The 17,758-nt window shown below is 71.4% G+C and carries 14 protein-coding genes; 6 read left to right on the top strand and 8 right to left on the bottom strand.

All coding sequences use genetic code 11. The features are described 5' to 3' along the window. The 5 genes from ABT352_RS37205 to ABT352_RS37185 all read right to left on the bottom strand — a co-directional run. The coding region (locus ABT352_RS37205) for a nitronate monooxygenase (protein ID WP_350949738.1) at window positions 1-485 on the bottom strand (485 nt) is incomplete at its 3' end. 142 nt (window positions 486-627) lie between these two features. Further along, window positions 628-2,298, bottom strand: coding sequence for an ABC-F family ATP-binding cassette domain-containing protein (locus ABT352_RS37200; RefSeq protein ID WP_350949737.1), 1,671 nt, complete (start codon window positions 2,296-2,298; stop codon window positions 628-630). 316 nt (window positions 2,299-2,614) lie between these two features. Next, on the bottom strand, window positions 2,615-3,781 hold the full coding sequence (locus ABT352_RS37195; RefSeq protein WP_350949736.1) for an MFS transporter: 1,167 nt from the start codon (window positions 3,779-3,781) through the stop codon (window positions 2,615-2,617). A 77-nt stretch (window positions 3,782-3,858) separates the two neighbouring features. After that, window positions 3,859-4,632: an SDR family NAD(P)-dependent oxidoreductase gene (locus ABT352_RS37190; protein WP_350949735.1), complete on the bottom strand. Its 774-nt coding sequence runs from the start codon at window positions 4,630-4,632 to the stop codon at window positions 3,859-3,861. Window positions 4,633-4,696: 64 nt separating this feature from the next. Next, window positions 4,697-5,149, bottom strand: coding sequence for a MarR family winged helix-turn-helix transcriptional regulator (locus ABT352_RS37185; protein ID WP_350949734.1), 453 nt, complete (start codon window positions 5,147-5,149; stop codon window positions 4,697-4,699). A 118-nt stretch (window positions 5,150-5,267) separates the two neighbouring features. Between ABT352_RS37185 and ABT352_RS37180 the strand changes: the two genes are divergently transcribed. From ABT352_RS37180 to ABT352_RS37165, 4 genes are all read left to right on the top strand, one after another. After that, the gene (locus tag ABT352_RS37180) at window positions 5,268-8,504 is read left to right on the top strand and encodes an efflux RND transporter permease subunit (RefSeq protein ID WP_350949733.1); all 3,237 of its coding nucleotides are present in this window, start codon (window positions 5,268-5,270) and stop codon (window positions 8,502-8,504) included. A 126-nt stretch (window positions 8,505-8,630) separates the two neighbouring features. Beyond that, window positions 8,631-10,061 (top strand): adenylosuccinate lyase, encoded by a 1,431-nt coding sequence (purB, locus tag ABT352_RS37175; protein ID WP_350949732.1) that lies wholly within the window; start codon window positions 8,631-8,633, stop codon window positions 10,059-10,061. Between the two features lie 5 nt (window positions 10,062-10,066). Further along, complete coding sequence (locus ABT352_RS37170) at window positions 10,067-10,813, top strand: GNAT family N-acetyltransferase (RefSeq protein WP_350949731.1); 747 nt, start codon at window positions 10,067-10,069, stop codon at window positions 10,811-10,813. Between the two features lie 128 nt (window positions 10,814-10,941). Beyond that, the gene (locus ABT352_RS37165) at window positions 10,942-11,961 is read left to right on the top strand and encodes a DUF4037 domain-containing protein (RefSeq protein ID WP_350949730.1); all 1,020 of its coding nucleotides are present in this window, start codon (window positions 10,942-10,944) and stop codon (window positions 11,959-11,961) included. Between the two features lie 30 nt (window positions 11,962-11,991). Here the strand turns inward: ABT352_RS37165 and ABT352_RS37160 are convergent, their stop codons facing one another. Beyond that, entirely contained in the window at window positions 11,992-12,297 is a 306-nt protein-coding gene (locus ABT352_RS37160) for a DUF3817 domain-containing protein (RefSeq protein ID WP_350949729.1), read from the bottom strand. A 335-nt stretch (window positions 12,298-12,632) separates the two neighbouring features. Here ABT352_RS37160 and ABT352_RS37155 point away from each other — a divergent pair, with 335 nt between their 5' ends. Next, window positions 12,633-14,516, top strand: coding sequence for an ABC transporter ATP-binding protein (locus tag ABT352_RS37155; protein WP_350949728.1), 1,884 nt, complete (start codon window positions 12,633-12,635; stop codon window positions 14,514-14,516). Window positions 14,517-14,609: 93 nt separating this feature from the next. Here ABT352_RS37155 and ABT352_RS37150 read toward each other — a convergent pair whose 3' ends face one another. Beyond that, window positions 14,610-15,569 (bottom strand): zinc-binding dehydrogenase, encoded by a 960-nt coding sequence (locus ABT352_RS37150; RefSeq protein ID WP_350949727.1) that lies wholly within the window; start codon window positions 15,567-15,569, stop codon window positions 14,610-14,612. A 150-nt stretch (window positions 15,570-15,719) separates the two neighbouring features. Between ABT352_RS37150 and ABT352_RS37145 the strand changes: the two genes are divergently transcribed. Continuing rightward, window positions 15,720-16,319 carry a TetR/AcrR family transcriptional regulator gene (locus ABT352_RS37145; RefSeq protein WP_350949726.1) on the top strand — a complete coding sequence of 200 codons (600 nt, stop codon included), beginning with the start codon at window positions 15,720-15,722 and terminating at the stop codon, window positions 16,317-16,319. A gap of 28 nt (window positions 16,320-16,347) precedes the next feature. Here ABT352_RS37145 and ABT352_RS37140 read toward each other — a convergent pair whose 3' ends face one another. Beyond that, entirely contained in the window at window positions 16,348-17,430 is a 1,083-nt protein-coding gene (locus ABT352_RS37140) for a tyrosine-type recombinase/integrase (RefSeq protein ID WP_502992933.1), read from the bottom strand. Window positions 17,431-17,758 lie beyond the last annotated feature (328 nt).

Below are 17,758 nucleotides of genomic sequence, written 5' to 3'. Positions count from 1 at the left end.
GCCGAGGCGAGCCGCGCCTCGGCCGCCGACGTCACCGTGACCACCACGGTGGTACCCCTGTCGCGGAACGCCTGGACCAGCTCGTCCTGTGGGCACCCGAAGGTGAACCCCACCATCGCCGGCGGATCCGCCAGCAGGTCGGCGACCTTGGCGGGGAAGTCGTCGTCGCCCCCGACTGGGACTCCCAAGGTGGTGCTCAGCCGCCGTGCCTCTTTCCCGATGGCTCGCGCGTAGTCGTCGATCTCGGCCTGGTCGACGTCGTCGGCCGTGGGCATGAACACGTTCACCCCGAACGGGTGGGAGGTGAGCTCGCGTGTCCGCTCGATCTCCTGGCGCATCTGCGTGGCCGTCTTGTAGCCGGCCGCGAGAAACCCCAGGCCCCCGGCTTCGGACACGGCCGCGGCCAGTTCGGGGGTGGAGGCCCCGCCGGCCATGGGAGCCTGCATGACCGGCAGCCTGGAGGGCCATCGCACCGGGTCGGACATCGACACCGCCTTCTTCTCGTCTCCTTCGGCACCCGGTCGTCACCGGCGTCACGACGGTGAACGGGCCGAACGGCCAGGACTCACCGGCCGGGCACGTCGAGGAGTCATCGGGTTCTGCGAGCCTATGCGACCGAGCGTCACATCAGCCGGATCGCGGTGCCGGCCCGTCTATCTCCAGGCGCGGCCAGTCGGCGAGGTCGCGCAGCAGTTGCCGGTCGTGTGTGGCCACGACGACGGCGGCGCTCGTGTCGCGGATCGCGTCGGTCAACTCCTCGACCAGCGTCGACGACAGGTGATTGGTCGGTTCGTCGAGCAGGATCAGACCGGGCCGCCCGGCCAGCGCCAGCGCCAGGCCGAGGCGCCGCTGTTGTCCCTGCGACATCCGCTCGACCGGGACGCGCATCGCGGCGGAGTCGAAAAGCCCGAGCGCCCCGAGCGGGACGGCGTCGGCGTCGCGCAGCGCCCCGCAGGCCACCAGCCGCCCCACCTGGCGGGCGTGCGCCTCAAGGGCGGTGAGTCCGGGGGCCTGCTCGGCGGTCTCCTGGGTGACCCAGGCGATTCGCGCGCCCTTCGCCGTCCAGAGATGCCCGTCGGTGGGTTGGAGCGAGCCGGCCAGCACCGCGAGCAAGGTGGACTTCCCGGCGCCGTTCGGCCCGGTGACGAGCAGCCGGTCGCCCCCGTCGAGGGTGAGGTCGACCGGGCCGGCCAGCCGCCCGTCGACGGCGACGCCGTACGCGCGCAACTGCGGCGCGCCCTGCCGGACGCCCAGGTCCGGCCACCGCAGGGCCGACGGCGGCTGCGGCACGTCGATGCGGTGCGCCCGCAGGGCTTCCTGCTGCCGGTTCAGGGCCTGCACCACGCCCGGCGCGCGGGACTGGCGCTGGTGCTTGCCGGTTCCCTTGTCCGGCCGCCAGCCGGTGGAGAGCCGGTCGCGGGCCTTCGAGACCGCCTCCTGCAGTCGCCGGTGCTCGGCCTGCTGCTGCTCGTGGTCCTGCTCCCAGCGCTCACGTTCGCGACGCCGGGCGTCCTGCCAGGCGTCGTAACCGCCGGCGTACAGATGTGGTTTGCCGTCGCGGGCCGGGTCGAGGTCGAGGAAGCGGTCCGCGACGTCGCGCAGCAGTGCCCGGTCGTGGCTGACGACGGCGAGGGCGCCGTCGTGCTCGCGCAGTCTGCCGGTCAGGAAGTCCAGCCCGCCGGCGTCAAGGTGGTTGGTCGGCTCGTCGAGCAGTAGAACGTCGTGCCGTGCGCCGAGCAGGCACGCCAGCCGCACCCGGTAGCGCTGCCCGACCGACAGCGTCGCCAGGGGACGGTCGCGGTCGGTGCAGGCGCCGAGGGATTCGAGGGCGACGTCGAGGCGGCGTTCGGCGTCCCATGCGTCGAGCCGGGTGGCGGCGTCGAGCGCGGCGGCGTAGCGGTCGCCGGCGCTGGGATCGCCCTCGGTCATGGCGAGGGTCGCCTCTCGCAGCGCGCCGAGAGCCGCGAGGGAGGCGGCCAGTGCCTGGGAGGTCAAGGTGGCGACGGTCTCACCGTCTCGTGCGAACAGTTCCTGACGGGCCAGGCCGATCGTGCCGGCCCGGTGCACGGTGCCTTCGTCCGGCGTGATCAGTCCGGCGAGGACGTGCAGCAGTGTCGTCTTGCCGCGGCCGTTCTCGCCGACGACGGCGATTCTCGATCGGGCGGAGACGGTGACCGAGACGTTGTTCAGGACACGCCGGGATCCACGGGTGACGGTGACGTTCGTGGCGCGGACGTGCGCGCTGTCGCCTGCCTCGATGGGCAGGGAGATGGTTTCGGGGGTCGGGGTGAGGTTCAACGGTGCTCCGCAGCTCGCAGTGGAGCCGGGCAGCGGTAAGAGGCCGCCCGGCGGGAACCGGGACGGCGAGCGCGGATTCAGCAGGAAGAAGGCGCCGCCGTCAGCGGGCGGAGCGGATCTTCTGCGACCAGATACCTCGTGCCATGACGGTCACTCTAACAATCCGGGCGCCCTGGGCTCATCCGGATTTCGCCTGCCTGTGGTGTGGGCATCGAACATCTATTAATCTACAATGTAAAGGCGTTCGGCGAGGTTCAAGATGATTTACAGCGGACTGAAGACCTTCCCCCAAAGGCAGAGCCGCGTCGTTGGCCGGTCATGATGTCGTACGGTGGCGCAGTGCCGCGGCGGAGGCGGCCATGAAGGCGGCGAGCAGGGCGGGGATGCCCAGGGCCGCGGGCAGGCCGATGAGTTCGGCGGCGCCGCCGATGATGGCGGGGCCCGCGAGGAGGCCGGCGTAGCCGACGGTGGCGACCTGGGCGATGGCCTGGCCGGCGCGGGCGGGGTCGTGGTTGCCCGCGGCGGAGAAGATCTGGGGAACGATGGTGGACAGGCCGAAGCCGAACAGGGCGAATCCGATGAAGGCGATGGGGATCTGGCCGGCGAGTAGTGCTGTGCCGAGGCCGAGGGCGGCGGTGAGGCCGGAGCAGCGCACCAGGCGTACCGGTCCGAAGCGTTGGGCGAGGTGGTCTCCGGCGAAGCGGCCGATGGTCATGGTGGTGGAGAAGACGGCGAATCCGGCGGCGGCGAGTGCTTGGGGGGCGCCGAGGTTCTGGAAGAGGTAGACGGCCGTCCAGTCGTTGGCGGCGCCTTCTCCGACGAGGCCTGCGAAGGCGACGGCTCCCATGAGGATGATCCAGCCGGTCCATGGGGCGCGGGTGCGGTGGTGGCGGTGGTGGGTGGGGGTTGGGGGAGGTGGTGGGGTGGGCAGGAGGTGGCGGCGGGCGTACAGGGAGATGAGGGCGAGGGGGATGCCGACGGCGGTGAGGGTGGTGGCGGCGCTGAGGTGGAGGTGGGCGAAGGTGGCGCCGATGCCGGCGCCGATGAGGCCGCCGATGCTGAACATGCCGTGGAAGGAGGACAGCAGGGGGCAGTGGTAGGCGCGTTCGACTTCGACGCCGTGGGCGTTCATGGAGACGTCGAGGAAGGCGTTGGTGAGGCCGAAGAGGAATAGGGCGGCGATGAGGGTGGGCAGGGTGGTGGCGTAGCCGGGGGGGATGACGGACAGTGCGGTGGCGATGGCGGCGGGGGTGATGAGGCGGGCGCTGCCGAGGTGGTCGGTGAGGTGTCCGGCGAAGCGCATGCCGGTGAGGAGTCCGAGGGCGGTGGCGAGGAGGCCGTAGCTGAGTTGGCCGTCGCTGAGGTCGAGGGTGTGTTTGACGGCGGGGATGCGGGCGGCCCAGGCTCCGGAGGTGATGCCGAGGAGGATGAAGAAGTAGGAGAGGGCTTTGCGGGCGTTGGTGGGGTGCTGGGTGGTGGTCATGGGTGTTTCCCGGCCGGTGTGGTGGATCCGGGGCGTATTCAATTATGGGGGTTTGGTGGTGGTGGGTTGCTGGGTGGTCAGTGGACGGAGAAGCCGCCGTCGACGCAGATGGCTTGGCCGGTGATGTAGGCGCTGGCGTTGCTTGCGAGGAGGACGGCGATGCCGGCGTAGTCGGCGGGGTGGCCGTTGCGGCCGGTGAGGGTGCGGGCGGCGAGTGCTTCGGGGAGGCCGGGGGTGTCTTGGACGGTTTGGGTGAGGGGGGTGAGGACGAAGCCGGGGATGATGGTGTTGGCGCAGACGCCGTGGGGGGACCAGGCTTCTGCTTGGGAGCGGGTGAGGCCGGTGATGGCGGCTTTGGAGATGCCGTAGGCGCCGCTGTTGCCGAAGGCTCTGATGGATTGCTGGGAGCCGATGTTGATGATGCGGCCCCAGCCGCGTTGGGCCATGAGGGGGCCGAAGTGTTGGCCGAGGAGGTAGGGGGCGGTGATGTTGACGGCCATTGTCTGGTGGTAGTCGTCGGTGGTGAGTTCTGTCATGGGGGGGCGGATGTTGTTGGCGGCGTTGTTGACGAGGATGTCGATGTCGCCGAAGAAGGTGGGGGCTTGGTGGCAGAGGTGGGTGATGTCGTCGGGGTTGGCGAGGTCGGCGGTGATGGCGGCGGCGTTGATGTTGTGGTGGTGGAGTTCGGTGAGGGTTTGGGTGAGGTGGGTGGTGCGGCGGGCGGCGATGACGATGTTGGCGCCGGCGTGGCCGAGGGCGTGGGCGATGGTGTGTCCGATGCCGGAGCTGCCGCCGGTGATGAGGGCGGTGCGGCCGGTGAGGGAGAAGAGGGTGTTTGTGGGTTCTGTCACAGCGACAGAACCTATCATCCTACCTTTTGGTGCGTGAGGGGTTTTCGGCTGGTGAGTGGTGGTCTCAGCGGGTGAGTGCGGCGTGTTGGATCTTGTTCATGATCGTGGCGAGGTCGCGCAGGGTGGGGGTGTCGAGGTGTTGCAGGAGGCGGCGGAACTCGTTGAGGCCGGCGTCGGTGATCTGTTCGGTGAGGGCGCGTCCGGCGGGGGTGAGTTCGACGCGGCGGATGCGGCGGTCGTGGGGGTCTTCGCGGCGGGTGACGAGGCCGCGGGCGACGAGGCGGTCGACGATGCCGGTGACGGTGCCGAGGCCGACGCCGAGGTGGGTGGCGAGGTCTTGGCCCGAGGCGAGGTCCTGGCCAGAAAGGATGAGGATGACTTTGAGCTGGCGCATGGTGAGGTTGGAGTCGAACAGTGGCGTCGGGGGGCCTTGCTGGGCGAGGAGCCGGCCCAGGGCGCGCTGGACGGCGCCGATGTGGTCGATCAGCTGTTCGCGGTCGTCGTTGTTCACGCTCACCTCTCGCTTCCTGAGAAGGTTATCAGGATTGGTAAGCTTCGTTAAATATTCGCCTGAGGCGAAGTGTTAGTCTGGGACGAATCTTGTTGTGATGTCCCTCCCTGAGGAGCCTGCCTCCATGACGTCCCTGGCCAGGTTGAGCCTCGCCAACCGCAGCCTCGTGATGCTGATCACGCTGGTGTTGAGCGCGTTCGGTCTTTTCGCGATCCCCTCACTGAAACAACAGCTGCTGCCCTCGCTGTCGTTCCCGGGGGCGTTCGTGGCGGCCCCGTATCCGGGCGCCTCTCCTGAGATCGTCGAGGAGCAGGTGACCAAGCCGATCGAGAACAGTTTCCAGGGGCTGGAGGGGGTCTCGGAGGTGACCTCGACCTCCCGGGAGGGGATGGCGCAGGTCCAGGTGGCGTTCGAGTACGGCACCGACATCGACGCGGCGGTCGCGCAGATGCAGCAGGCGATCTCGCGGATCAGGACGCAGCTGCCGGAGGCGGTCGATCCGCAGGTCCTGTCGGGCGGGACCGACGACATCCCGGTGATGCAGCTGGCGGTGGGGGACGGCGGTGATCAGCGGGCCATGGCCGAGCGGCTTGAGCGGCTGGTGGTGCCGGAGTTGCGGGCTGTGGAGGGGGTGCGCGAGGCGACGGTGACGGGCGCCCGTGACGAGGTCGTGACGATCACTCCGGATGTCGGGAAGCTGGCGGCGCTGGGGTTGTCGCCGGCCGCGGTGGGAGATGTGCTGCGGGCCAACGGGCAGCCGGTTCCGGCGGGCAGCGTGACCGAGGACAAGGTGTCGCTCACGGTTCAGGTGGGGGCGCGGGTCGAGACGCTGGAGGAGTTGAAGGATCTGTATCTGATGCCTGCGGCTGCGCCTGCGGCGCAGCAGGCGCCGCCGCAGGCCCGGCAGGCGCCGGGGGGCGGGGCGGCTGCTCAGGCCCCGCAGGGGCAGGCGCGTGCGCAGGCGGCTCCCAAGCCGGTGCGGCTGGGTGAGGTGGCGGCGGTGGAGCGGACGCCGGCCGAGGCGACGTCGCTGACGCGGACCAACGGGCAGCCGAGCCTGGGCCTGTCGGTGACGATGGCGCCGGACGGCAACGCGGTGGCGATCTCGCACGCGGTGCGCGAGAAGCTCCCGGAGATGGTGCGGGCGATCGGGGACTCCTCGGAGATCACGGTGATCTTCGATCAGGCGCCGTATGTGGAGCGTTCGATCGAGGACCTGACGACCGAGGGGTTGCTGGGACTGGCGTTCGCGGTTCTGGTCATCTTGGTCTTCTTGTTGTCGGTGCGCTCGACGCTGGTGACGGCGGCGTCGATCCCGCTGTCGGTGATCATCGCGTTGATCGCGTTGTGGGTGGGCGACTATTCGCTGAACCTGCTGACGCTGGGGGCGCTGACGATCGCGGTGGGCCGGGTGGTGGATGACTCCATCGTGGTCTTGGAGAACATCAAGCGTCATCTGAGCTATGGGGAGGCCAAGCGCAAGGCGGTGCTGGCCGGGGTGCGCGAGGTCAGTGGCGCGGTGACGGCCTCGACGCTGACGACGGTGGCGGTGTTCTTGCCGATCGCGGTGGTGGGCGGCATGGTGGGGCAGCTGTTCGCGCCGTTCGCGATCACGGTGACGGTGGCGTTGCTGGCGTCGCTGCTGGTGTCGTTGACGGTGGTGCCGGTGCTGGCGTACTGGTTCTTGAAGGCGCCGGTGTTGTCGCCGGAGCAGGCGCGGGTGGTGCGTGAGAAGGCCGAGGCCAAGGAGTTGCGCAGTCCGCTGCAGCGGGCGTATCTGCCGGTGTTGCGGTTCGCGACGCGGCGGCGGCTGGTGACGGTGCTTGTGGGGGTGGTGGTGTTCGCCGCGACGATGGGGCTGGCGGGCCGGTTGGAGACCAACTTCATCGACTCCTCAGGGCAGGACACGGTCTCGATCAGCCAGCGGATGCCGGCGGGCACCGACCTGGCGGCGACGGACGCGGCGGCCAAGAAGGTCGAGGAGGTTTTGTCGTCGTTGCAGGGGGTGCGCGACTACCAGGTGAACGTGGGCGGTGGCGGCGGTTTCCTGGGCGCCGGTGGTGGCGGTGGTGATCGGGCGTCGTACTCGGTGACGGTCGCCGAGGAGACCGACAGCGCGGCGTTGGAGGAGGAGTTGCGCGAGCGGTTGGCGCTGCTGAAGGCCTCGGAGATCGGCACGGTCACGGTGGGCGGCGGTCAGGGCGGCCCCGGTGGCGGGTCGACCGACCAGCTGCAGGTGATCGTGCAGGCGCCGGATGTGGAGACGCTGCGTAGCGCGACCGAGACGGTTCGCGCGGCGATGGCGGATCTGGGCGGGTTGCGGGATGTGACCTCCAACCTGGAGGACGGTGCCGAGCGGGTCGAGGTGCGGGTCGACCGGGAGAAGGCGGCGGCCAGGGGGTTGAGCGAGACGCAGATCGGCCAGTTGGTGGCGCAGCAGTTCCGGGGGGCGCCGCTGGGTGAGCTGACGCTGGACGGCCGCGCGGGTGCGGTGGTGTTGCGGACCGCGGACGCTCCTGAGGACGTCAAGGCGGTGGAGGCGCTGCGGTTGCCGACGGCCACGGGGGTGGTGAGGTTGTCGCAGGTGGCGGAGGTGGCCGTGGTGGACGGTCCCACGCAGGTGACGCGGATCGACGGTGAGCGCAGCGCGACGGTGTCGGGTACGGCGACGGCCAGTGACCTGGGCAGTGTGACGACGGAGGTGACGTCGAAGCTGGATGCCCTGGCGTTGCCGGCGGGGGCGAGCTTCACCATGGGCGGGGTCAGCGCTGATCAGGACGAGGCGTTCGGGCAGCTGGGGCTGGCGATGCTGGCGGCGATCGCGATCGTCTTCATGATCATGGTGGCGGCGTTCCGGAGCTTCGTGCAGCCGCTGATCCTGCTGGTGTCGGTGCCGTTCGCGGCGACCGGAGCGGTGGGCCTGCTGCTGGTGACGGGTACGCCGATGGGGGTTCCCGCCCTGATCGGCATGCTGATGCTGATCGGCGTCGTGGTGACCAACGCGATCGTGCTGATCGACCTGATCAACCAGTACCGTGAGCAGGGGATGGGCATCGTGGAGGCGGTGATCGAGGGTGGCCGGCGCAGGCTGCGGCCGATCCTGATGACCGCGGTGGCGACGATCTGCGCGTTGATCCCGATGGCGCTGGGGCTGACCGGTTCCGGCGGGTTCATCTCCCAGCCGCTGGCGATCGTGGTGATCGGCGGGCTGCTGTCGTCGACGCTGCTGACGCTGGTTTTGGTGCCGACGCTGTATGTGACGGTGGAGCGGCTCAAGGAGCGGCTGCGGCGTAAGCCCAGGGGTGAGCACTCGCGGCTGAAGGTCTACGACAAGGACGAGCTGGCGCCGACGGCCCGATAGCCCGTAGACAAAGGTGTGGGCCGCTCACCTCGTGCGAGGTGAGCGGCCCACACCTTTTCCCGGGTCCGCGGGGAGGGCGGCGCCCGGGGCCGGGTGGGTGCGGGCGGCGGAATATACTGACCCAACGTGACTGCCAAGCCGCGTATCCCCAATGTTCTTGCCGCCCGTTATGCCTCCGCGCAGCTGGCCGGCCTGTGGTCTTCCGAGTACAAGGTGGTGGCCGAGCGGCGCCTGTGGCTGGCCGTGCTGGCCGCGCAGGCGCGGCTGGGGGTGGAGGTTTCCCCCGCGGTGTTGCGGGACTACGAGAAGGTGGTCGAGCAGGTCGACCTGGAGTCGATCGCCGCCCGTGAGCGCGTCACCCGTCACGACGTCAAGGCCCGCATCGAGGAGTTCAACGCGCTGGCCGGCCACGAGCAGGTGCACAAGGGCATGACGTCGCGGGATCTGACCGAGAACGTCGAGCAGTTGCAGATCCGCGACAGTCTGGTGCTGGTGCGGGACCGGTGCGTGGCGATGCTGGCCGCGCTGGCGGGCCTGGCGACGCGGCACTCGCAGCTGGTGATGGCCGGGCGTTCGCACAACGTGGCCGCGCAGTCGACGACGCTGGGCAAGCGGTTCGCCTCGGCGGCCGACGAGTTGCTGGTGGCGTTCGCGCGGCTGGAGGAGCTGATCGGCCGTTATCCGCTGCGCGGCGTCAAGGGGCCGGTCGGCACCGCCCAGGACATGCTGGACCTGCTGGGCGGGGATGCGGCCAAGCTGGCGGCGCTGGAGGAGGAGGTGGCCGCCCACCTGGGGTTCGCCCACCGGCTGACCAGTGTGGGGCAGGTGTATCCGCGGTCGCTGGACTACGAGGTGCTCAGCGCGCTGGTGCAGCTGGCGGCGGCCCCGTCCTCGCTGGCCAAGACGATCCGGCTGATGGCCGGGCACGAGCTGGTCACCGAGGGGTTCGCCGAGGGGCAGGTCGGCTCCTCGGCGATGCCGCACAAGATGAACACCCGCTCGTGTGAGCGGGTCAACGGGCTGGCGGTCGTGGTGCGGGGGTATGCGTCGATGGCCGGGGAGCTGGCCGGTGACCAGTGGAACGAGGGGGATGTGTCGTGTTCGGTGGTGCGCCGGGTGGCGCTGCCGGACGCGTTCTTCGCGTTCGACGGGCTGGTGGAGACCATGCTGACGGTGCTGGAGGAGTTCGGCGCCTTCCCCGCGGTGATCGCCGCCGAGCTGGACCGCTACCTGCCGTTCCTGGCGACGACGAAGATGCTGATGGCCGCGGTGCGGGCCGGGATGGGCCGCGAGAGCGCCCATGAGCTGATCAAGGAGCACGCGGTGGCGTCGGCGCTGGCGATGCGCGAGGGCTCCGGCGGTAACGAGCTGGTCGCCCGGCTGGGAGCAGATGAGCGTTTCCCGCTGGAGCGGGCGCAGCTGGAGGCGTTGCTGGGCGAGCCGATCTCCTTCACCGGGGCGGCCTCGGCGCAGGTGGAGGCGGTCGTGCAGCAGGTGGGGCGGGTCGTGGAGCGCTACCCGCAGGCGGCCGCCTACCGGCCGGGGGCGATCCTCTGAGCGGCGTGCCGGTGCGGCTGCGTGACGTCGCGCAACTGGCGCGGGCCTGCTCGGGGGATGCGCTGGTGTTGTGGGGGGCGCAGGCGATGGGGCCGGGGGTGCGGGCGTGGGCGCTGGAGCAGGCGGTGGCGGTGGCCTGCCCCGGCCTCAACCGCCGTGATCGCCTCACGGTGTACGGGCAGGCCGATGCGGTGGGCGCCCTGCTGGAGGGACTCTTGGAGGAGGTCGGCCCCTCCTACCGGGTGATGGGGGAGCGAAAGCTGGTGGAGCAGGTGGTCGCCCGATCGGCGCGGCTGCGCCCGCTGGGGGTGTTCGAGTGGATGGAGGCGGCCGCGTCCGCGCTCACCTGGCCCCGGCCGGAAGCCGGAGCGGAGTGGCTGGGGTCGGCCGAGGAGGGGCAGGTCGCCGCCCTGCTGGCGCGGGCGGCTCCCGGCTCCTGGGCGGCGCCGGGCGTGGCGGGGGTACGGCGCTGGGCGGGGGTGCGCGGCCAGGACGGTCATCTGGTGGCGGTGGCCGCCGACGCCTGGTCGTGTGCGCAGGTGGGGTTCGTCGCCGGGGTCGCCACCGCGCCGGCCGTGCGCGGCCGCGGCCACGGCGGCAGGGTGTGCCGGTTCGTGCTGGGGGAGCTGGCGGCCGCGCACGAGCGGGTCGCGTTGATGGTCGACACCGGCAACCATGCCGCCATCGCCCTGTACGAGCGGCTGGGGTTGCGCGGGCGGCCGCTGGCGGCCGCCGCCCTTGAGGGCGCCTGAGTTTTCCGTCCCGGGCGAGAAGCCGCGCGAGCAGGTCTCGCGCGGCTTCGGTGTGGTCTCGGGGGCGGGCGCTCCGGGGGGAAAACCTGGTGCGGGGCGCGGTTCCGGCAGGCAGAGTGGACGAAATGATGTCCAGTTTCATACCTGGCCTGGAGCTTTCGCGTGCTTTCTACGCCCAGGTCGTGGGACCGCTCGTGGCCGACGTGCCGCACAGTGCCGCGCTGATCGGCGCCGGGTCGGAGGTCTTGGCGTTCGACACCGAACGCTCCACCGACCATGACTGGGGGCCCAGGGTGGTGGTGTTCGTGGCCGCGCACCGCACCGGGGAGGTGCGGCGCGCCGTCGGCGAGGGCCTGCCCGCGGACTTCGGCGGCTATCGCACCGCCGTGGGCGGTGAGTGTCACGGGGTGCAGGTGAGTGATCCGCGGACCTGGTTCACCGATCGGCTGGGATTCGACCCGCTGGGCGGGGTGAGCGTGCTGGACTGGCTGTCGACTCCCTGGCAGCGGCTGGCGGAGGTCACCAGCGGGGAGGTCTTCCACGACGGCCTGGGGGTGATGGGGCGCTCGCGCGCCGCGCTGCGCTGGTATCCGCCCGATCTGGAACGCTACGTGCTGGCCGGGCAGTGGAGGCGCCTGGCCCGGCAGGAGGCCTTCCCCGGGCGGTGCGGGGAGGTCGGCGACGACCTGGGATCGGCGGTGGTCAGCGCGGACCTGGCGCGTGACCTGATGCGGCTGGTCGTGCTGATGCGGCGGCGCTACCCGCCGTACGCCAAGTGGCTGGGCAGCGCGTTCGCCCGTCTGCCGGGGACGGCGGAGCTGGGGGAGGCGTTGTCGGCGGCGCTGGCGGCCACCGTCTGGCGTGAACGAGAAGAGCATCTGGGGGTGGTGTACCGGCGGGTGGCGGCCTGGCACAACCGGATGGGGGTGGCCGCGGCAGCGGAGGGGAGCCTGCGCCCGTATCACCGGCGGCCCTTCCAGGTGATCGGCGCCGACCGGTTCGCCGACGCTCTGAGCGCGGCCATCACCGACGCCGGCGTGCGGGCGCTGCCGGCGGTGGGTTCGATCGACCAGTTCGGCGACTGCGCCGAACTGCTGACCGATCCGCGGCGCTGCCGGGCGGCCACCCGCGCCGTCCTGGACCTGTGAGACCTCGAAGGCGCGGGTCGAAGGCGCAGGTCAGGCTGTGAGCGGTTCGCGGCGGCGGGCGAGCACGCGCCGCTCGAACCACAAGGTGGCCAGCGGCGGCACCGAGCACGCCAGGCCGACGACGACCGTGCCCCGGCTCCAGCCGTCCTGGCGGGCCGCGTACAGCACCGCGGCCAGGTACAGGACGAACAAGGCGCCGTGCACCGGGCCGAAGATCTTCACGCCGAGGTCTCCGGTGGCGGCGACGTACTTGAAGTACATGCCGATGAGCAGGCCGGCCCACGAGCACGCTTCGGCGATCGCCACGTAACGGAACAGGCGGAGTGCGGTCGGCACGGCGCGTACACCTCTCAGAAGGGGAAGACGTCGAGACGGCGGGGCGTCCGGACGGGGGAATACGGCCTTCAGCCTATGGGGGCGAGGTGGCGCCCGCTCGGCCGGGGCACGGGCACGGGGGTGCGAGAGGGGTGCGAGAGGGGGAGGTGCGGCGCCCGGGCCGGGGGGAGGGCCGTGGCGCCGTGGCCCGGGGCACCGCACCCTTGACCTGAAGTTAACTTCAGCTTCTAGGGTCGTGGAGGTGGCGCCCACCGGGCTTTTCGCCCCCGCCGCCGGGCGGCGGCGGGGGGCGCCGGTCCTTCACCCGACGAGCACGGAAAGCACGGTGACCCACCATGAGCATGGAAATGGCGGCCTGGCATTCGCTGTACGCCACGATGCACGCCCAGCAGGACCGGCGGCCGTTGTCGGTGGTCACGCTGCGGCGGATCGCGGCCTTCGCCCGACCTCACCGTTTCCTGCTGGCGTGGTTCCTGCTGCTGAGTGTGGTGTCGGCGGTGCTGGCGGTGGCCACGCCGGTGCTGGCCGGCCGGGTCGTCGACGCGATCGTCGGCGGCGCCGCGGTGGGCGTCGTGGTCGGGCTGGCCACGGTGATCGCGGTGATCGCGCTGGCCGAGGCGGCGCTGGGCCTGCTGATGCGGTGGATGTCGGCGAGTATCGGTGAAGGGCTGATCCTGCGGTTGCGCGGCGCCGTCTTCGACCACGTGCAGCGTATGCCCGTGGCCTTCTTCACCCGCACCCGTACCGGCGCGCTGGTCAGCCGGTTGAACAACGACGTCATCGGCGCCCAGCGCGCCTTCAGCGACACCTTGTCGGGTGTGGCGGGCAATCTGGTGACGCTCACCTTGACCCTGGTGGTGATGGTCGGCATCTCCTGGCAGCTGACCGCGCTGGCACTGGTGCTGCTGCCGGTGTTCGTCGTGCCGGCCCGGCGGGTGGGCAGCCGGCTGGCCCGGATGGAACGCGAGGCCGCCGACCACAACGCGGCGATGAGCACCCAGATGACCGGGCGTTTCTCCGCCCCCGGCGCCACCCTCGTCAAGCTGTTCGGCCGCCCCGCCCAGGAGTCGGCCGAGTTTCTGGCGCGGGCGCGGCGGGTGCGTGACATCGGGGTGCGCACCGCGATGGTGCAGTCGGTGTTCGTCACCGCCCTCACCCTGGTCTCGGCGCTGGCACTCGCCCTGGTGTACGCGGTGGGAGGCTTTTACGCGTTGCGCGGTGAACTGGAGCCGGGCGCGCTGGTGGCGCTGGCGTTGCTGCTCACCCGCCTGTACGCGCCGCTGACGGCGCTGGCCGGGGCGCGGGTGGAGGTGATGAGCGCCCTGGTCAGCTTCGAGCGGGTCTTCGAGATCTTGGACCTGCGGCCGCTGATCACCGACAGGGCCGACGCCCGGGCGGTTCCGCAGGGGCCGGTGACGGTGGAGTTCGACCGCGTCGGCTTCGCCTACCCTTCGGCCGAGAAGGTGTCGCTGGCCTCCCTGGAGGAGGTCGCCGCCCTGGACGGGCGCGGCGGTGCGGCGGTGCTGGGGGAGGTGTCCTTTCGCGCCGAGGCCGGGCAGATGGTGGCGCTGGTGGGCTCCTCGGGGGCGGGAAAGTCGACGATCGCGCAGCTGCTGGCGCGCCTGTACGACGTCGACAGCGGCGCGGTGCGACTGTCGGGGGTGGATGTCCGCGAGTTGTCGGCGGCCTCGATCCGTCAGACGCTGGGCGTGGTGACCCAGGACGGGCACCTGTTTCACGACTCCATCCGTGCCAACCTGCTGCTGGCCCGCCCCGAGGCCACGACCGAGGAGCTGTGGCAGGTGCTGGGGCGCGCCCGGCTGGCCGATCTGGTCTCGGCGCTGCCCGACGGGCTGGACACCGTGGTCGGTGAGCGCGGCTACCGGCTCTCGGGCGGGGAGCGCCAGCGGCTGACCATCGCCCGGCTGCTGCTGGCCCGCCCCCGGGTGGTGGTGCTGGACGAGGCCACCGCCCACCTGGACTCCACCAGTGAGGCCGCGGTCGCCGAGGCGCTCACCGAGGCGCTGGCCGGACGGACCGCGCTGGTCATCGCCCACCGGCTGTCGACGATCCGCACCGCCGACCTGATCTTGGTGGTCGAGGGTGGGCGGATCGTCGAGCGGGGCACGCACGCCGGTCTGCTGGCCGCCGGCGGCCGCTACGCGCAGCTGTATCGCACCCAGTTCGACCGGCAGGCCACCACGGCGGCCACCCGCTGAAGCACGGCTGAACCTCTCGTCCTTCGCAGCGCCGGGCAGGTGGACGGGGCGGGCCGGCGGGCGCGCCGGGCGCCCCTCCGCCTCACCACTTCCTCACCCCCGCACCGGATTCGCCTCAGGCCCGTCGGTGTGGGCGCCGGTGATGTCGATGACGACCTTGCCGGTGACCTTTCGTTCGCGGACCACCTGTGCGGCCTCCTCGGCTCGCTCCCAGGATCCGCGCCAGCCGACCTGCGCCGACAGCGCGCCCGAGGCGAGCAGAGCGGCCAGCAGGCCCAGGTCGGCTCCGACGGCGGCGGCGTCGCCGAAGGAGCTCAAGGTGCGGGCCTGGCCGGGGAAGAACGTGGAGCCGGCGGGGAAGACGGCCGGCTCACCACTCGCCCAGCCGATGCTGTGCAGGGTGGCGCCGGGGGCGAGCAGTGACCAGGCGGCCACCAGGTGCGGGCCGCCGACCGTCTCCAGCACCACGTCGAACGGCTCACCCACCTGGCGCAGGCCGGCCAGGCCGACGACGACCTCGTGGGCGCCGAGCGCGGTGAGGGCGGCCTCGTGGGCGCCGTCGCGGACCGAGGCGACGACGTGGGCGCCGGAGCGAAAGGCCAGTTGCACCGCGTAGCGGCCCACGGCGCCGGTGGCGCCGGTGATCAGCACCCGCCGGCCCAGCAGGGAACCGGCGGCGCGCAGCGTACGCAGGGCCGTCATGCCCGCCATGGGCAGCGCCGCGGCCTCGGCCAGGGCGGCCGCGCCGGGCAGGGGGGCGACGTCGGCGACGCCGACCGCAAGGAGTTCGGCCCAGGCACCGGACCCGAAGGCCAGCACGCGGGTGCCCGCCGCGGGGCCGGTGCCGTCCGAGGCGGGGCGCACGACGACTCCGGCGGCGTCGTAGCCGCCCACGTGACCGGCGGGCAGGTGGGCGAGCATGCCCAGCTCGCCGGGGTTGAGGGAGGCGTGATGCACCTGCACGAGCACCTGGCCGGGGCCGGGTTCGGGGTCGGCGACCTCCCCCAGGCGCAGGCCGCAGGGGGCGAGGGGGTCGACGAGGAGAGCGCGCACGACAAAGACTCCTGCCGGTCGGGAAGGACGGCACGCGGAAGGCCCCGCACACCGAAGCACACCGAACCAATCGGACCGCTGGTCCGGTTAGCTGTGGGCTAATATACGGACCGACAGTCCGATTGCGCAAAGAAAACCGAGGAGGAAGCGGTGAGCGAGCGCGCCGACGCCGCCCGCAACCGCCGCGCCATCCTGCGCGCCGCGGAAGAACTACTGGCCGCCCACGATGCCCGCGACGGCGCCCGCGACGGCGCCCATGACGGTGCCCGCGGTGCCCACATCTCCTTGGACCAGGTCGCCGCGCACGCCCAGGTCGGCAAGGGCACCGTCTTTCGGCGCTTCGGCAGCCGCACCGGCCTGATGCAGGCCCTGCTGCAGGAGCGGGCCGCGCAACTGCGCGAGGCACTGGAGTCGGGACCACCACCCCTGGGACCGGGCGCGCCGCCCGCCGAGCGCATCGTCGCCTTCCTGGACGCCCTGTGCCGGCTGGCCGCCGACAACCTCGCCCTGCTGGCCGCCCACGAACGCTCCTGCGCCCCCGACCGTCACGCCGACCCCACCTACGTGCGCTGGCACACCCACCTGCAAACCCTGATCACCCAGGCCCGCCCCGACCTGGACGCCGGCTTCGTGGCCCACACCCTGCTGGGCATGTTCGACGCCGACATGGTGCGCCGCCTCACCCCCCGCGCCGACCCCGGCAGGTTCGCCCGTTCCATGCGGCAGCTGGTGGGGGAGTTGCTGGCCTGAGCAGGAACAGAGACGGGCCGCCCGCCGCTCAGCTCGACGAGGGGCCGCGCAGCAACGGATGCGAGCGCATCGCCACCTCCAGCTCCCCGGGCAGCTCGTCGCGATAACGCCCCAGCGTCGCCAGATCACTGTGACCCAGAACCCGCCGCACCGCGTCCATGTCCACCGCGTCGGCCAGCAGATGGGTGGCCGTGGTGTGACGCAACCCGTGCGGGGTCACCGAACGACGCCGATCGGGATCCACCCTGCGCTGCACCCGGTCGATCACCGCCTGCACATCGCCCCGCGCCAGCCGCCGCCCCCGCCACGACAGCAGCAACGCCTTGTCGGCGGAAGCCATCCGCCCGTGCAGCAGATAGGCCTCCCACACCAGCGCGACGTCGCCGGGCAGCGGCACATCCCTCGTCTTGCCGCCCTTGCCGAAGATCCGCCAGTAACGCACCCCGTCGTTGGTGTAGAAATCCTCCACGTTGGCCCGGACCAGCTCCGACACCCGCGGCCCCAGCGTCGAGAGCATCAACACGATCAGCCCGTCACGCAGTTCGGTGTGCTGGTCACGCCGGCGCACCCGCCCCGCCCTGGCCGCGGGCACCTCCTGCGGTGCTTCGGCCTGCGGCCCGCCTCCCAGCTCACGCGCCGCGCCGATCAGTCCTCGCGCCTGCTCGCGGGTGAGCGCCCGCCGCTGCGGCCGCAGCCCGCCGCGCTCCTTGGCCGTCACCGTCGCCGTCGCCATCGGATTGACCTGCACCCACCCGGCCAGCACCGCGTACTTGAACAACGCCGAGATCGATCGCCGAAACCGTGCCTGAGAGGAGGCCGACTGGGAGGCGGGGGAGGGCGAGGAGGTGTCCGCCGCCTCCGGTGGCCGTGAGCGCCGTCGCCCGTCGGGTTTGCGGGCGAAGGCCAGCAGGACGGCGTCGACATCCTCACCGGTCAGATCGTCCAGGACCGTCTCCTCACCCGCCAGATCCACGAAGGTGGCCACATCGCGCGCGTACACCTCCGCCGTCGACGCCGACAGCGCGCCGGTCAGGGTCTTGGCCCGCACCAGCTCCACGTAACGATCGGCCGACTCGCCCACGCTGAGACGATTCAGATCAGCAGGCCGCATGATCTTGGCGACACCCCTCCCGCATCCTGGCCGTCGTCAACGGCCGCTCACCCGCCACCAGTGCCACAACCCCGTTCGCCGAAACACCCCGACCCATCCCACCGTGCCGCCACCGGCTACCGGCGCCCGTTCCGACGCCACAGCCGGCCGTGGCCGCGGGGGAGTGACCCGCCGCCACCTTACCGATCATGTTCATTCCCCACGGTAGACGAACACCCGCCCGCCGCCGGACTCGCGAGAAAAGCCCCGTTACCCGGCCTCACGGTAATCCTGAAGATGTTTTTACCGGATTCGACTGATCTGTGTTGACGTAATGGCTTTACCGCCC

It is taken from the genome of Streptosporangium sp. NPDC000563 (genome assembly GCF_040299985.1).
Classification (GTDB): Bacteria; Actinomycetota; Actinomycetes; order Streptosporangiales; family Streptosporangiaceae; genus Streptosporangium.
This window is presented reverse-complemented; position numbering and strand designations above follow the sequence as displayed.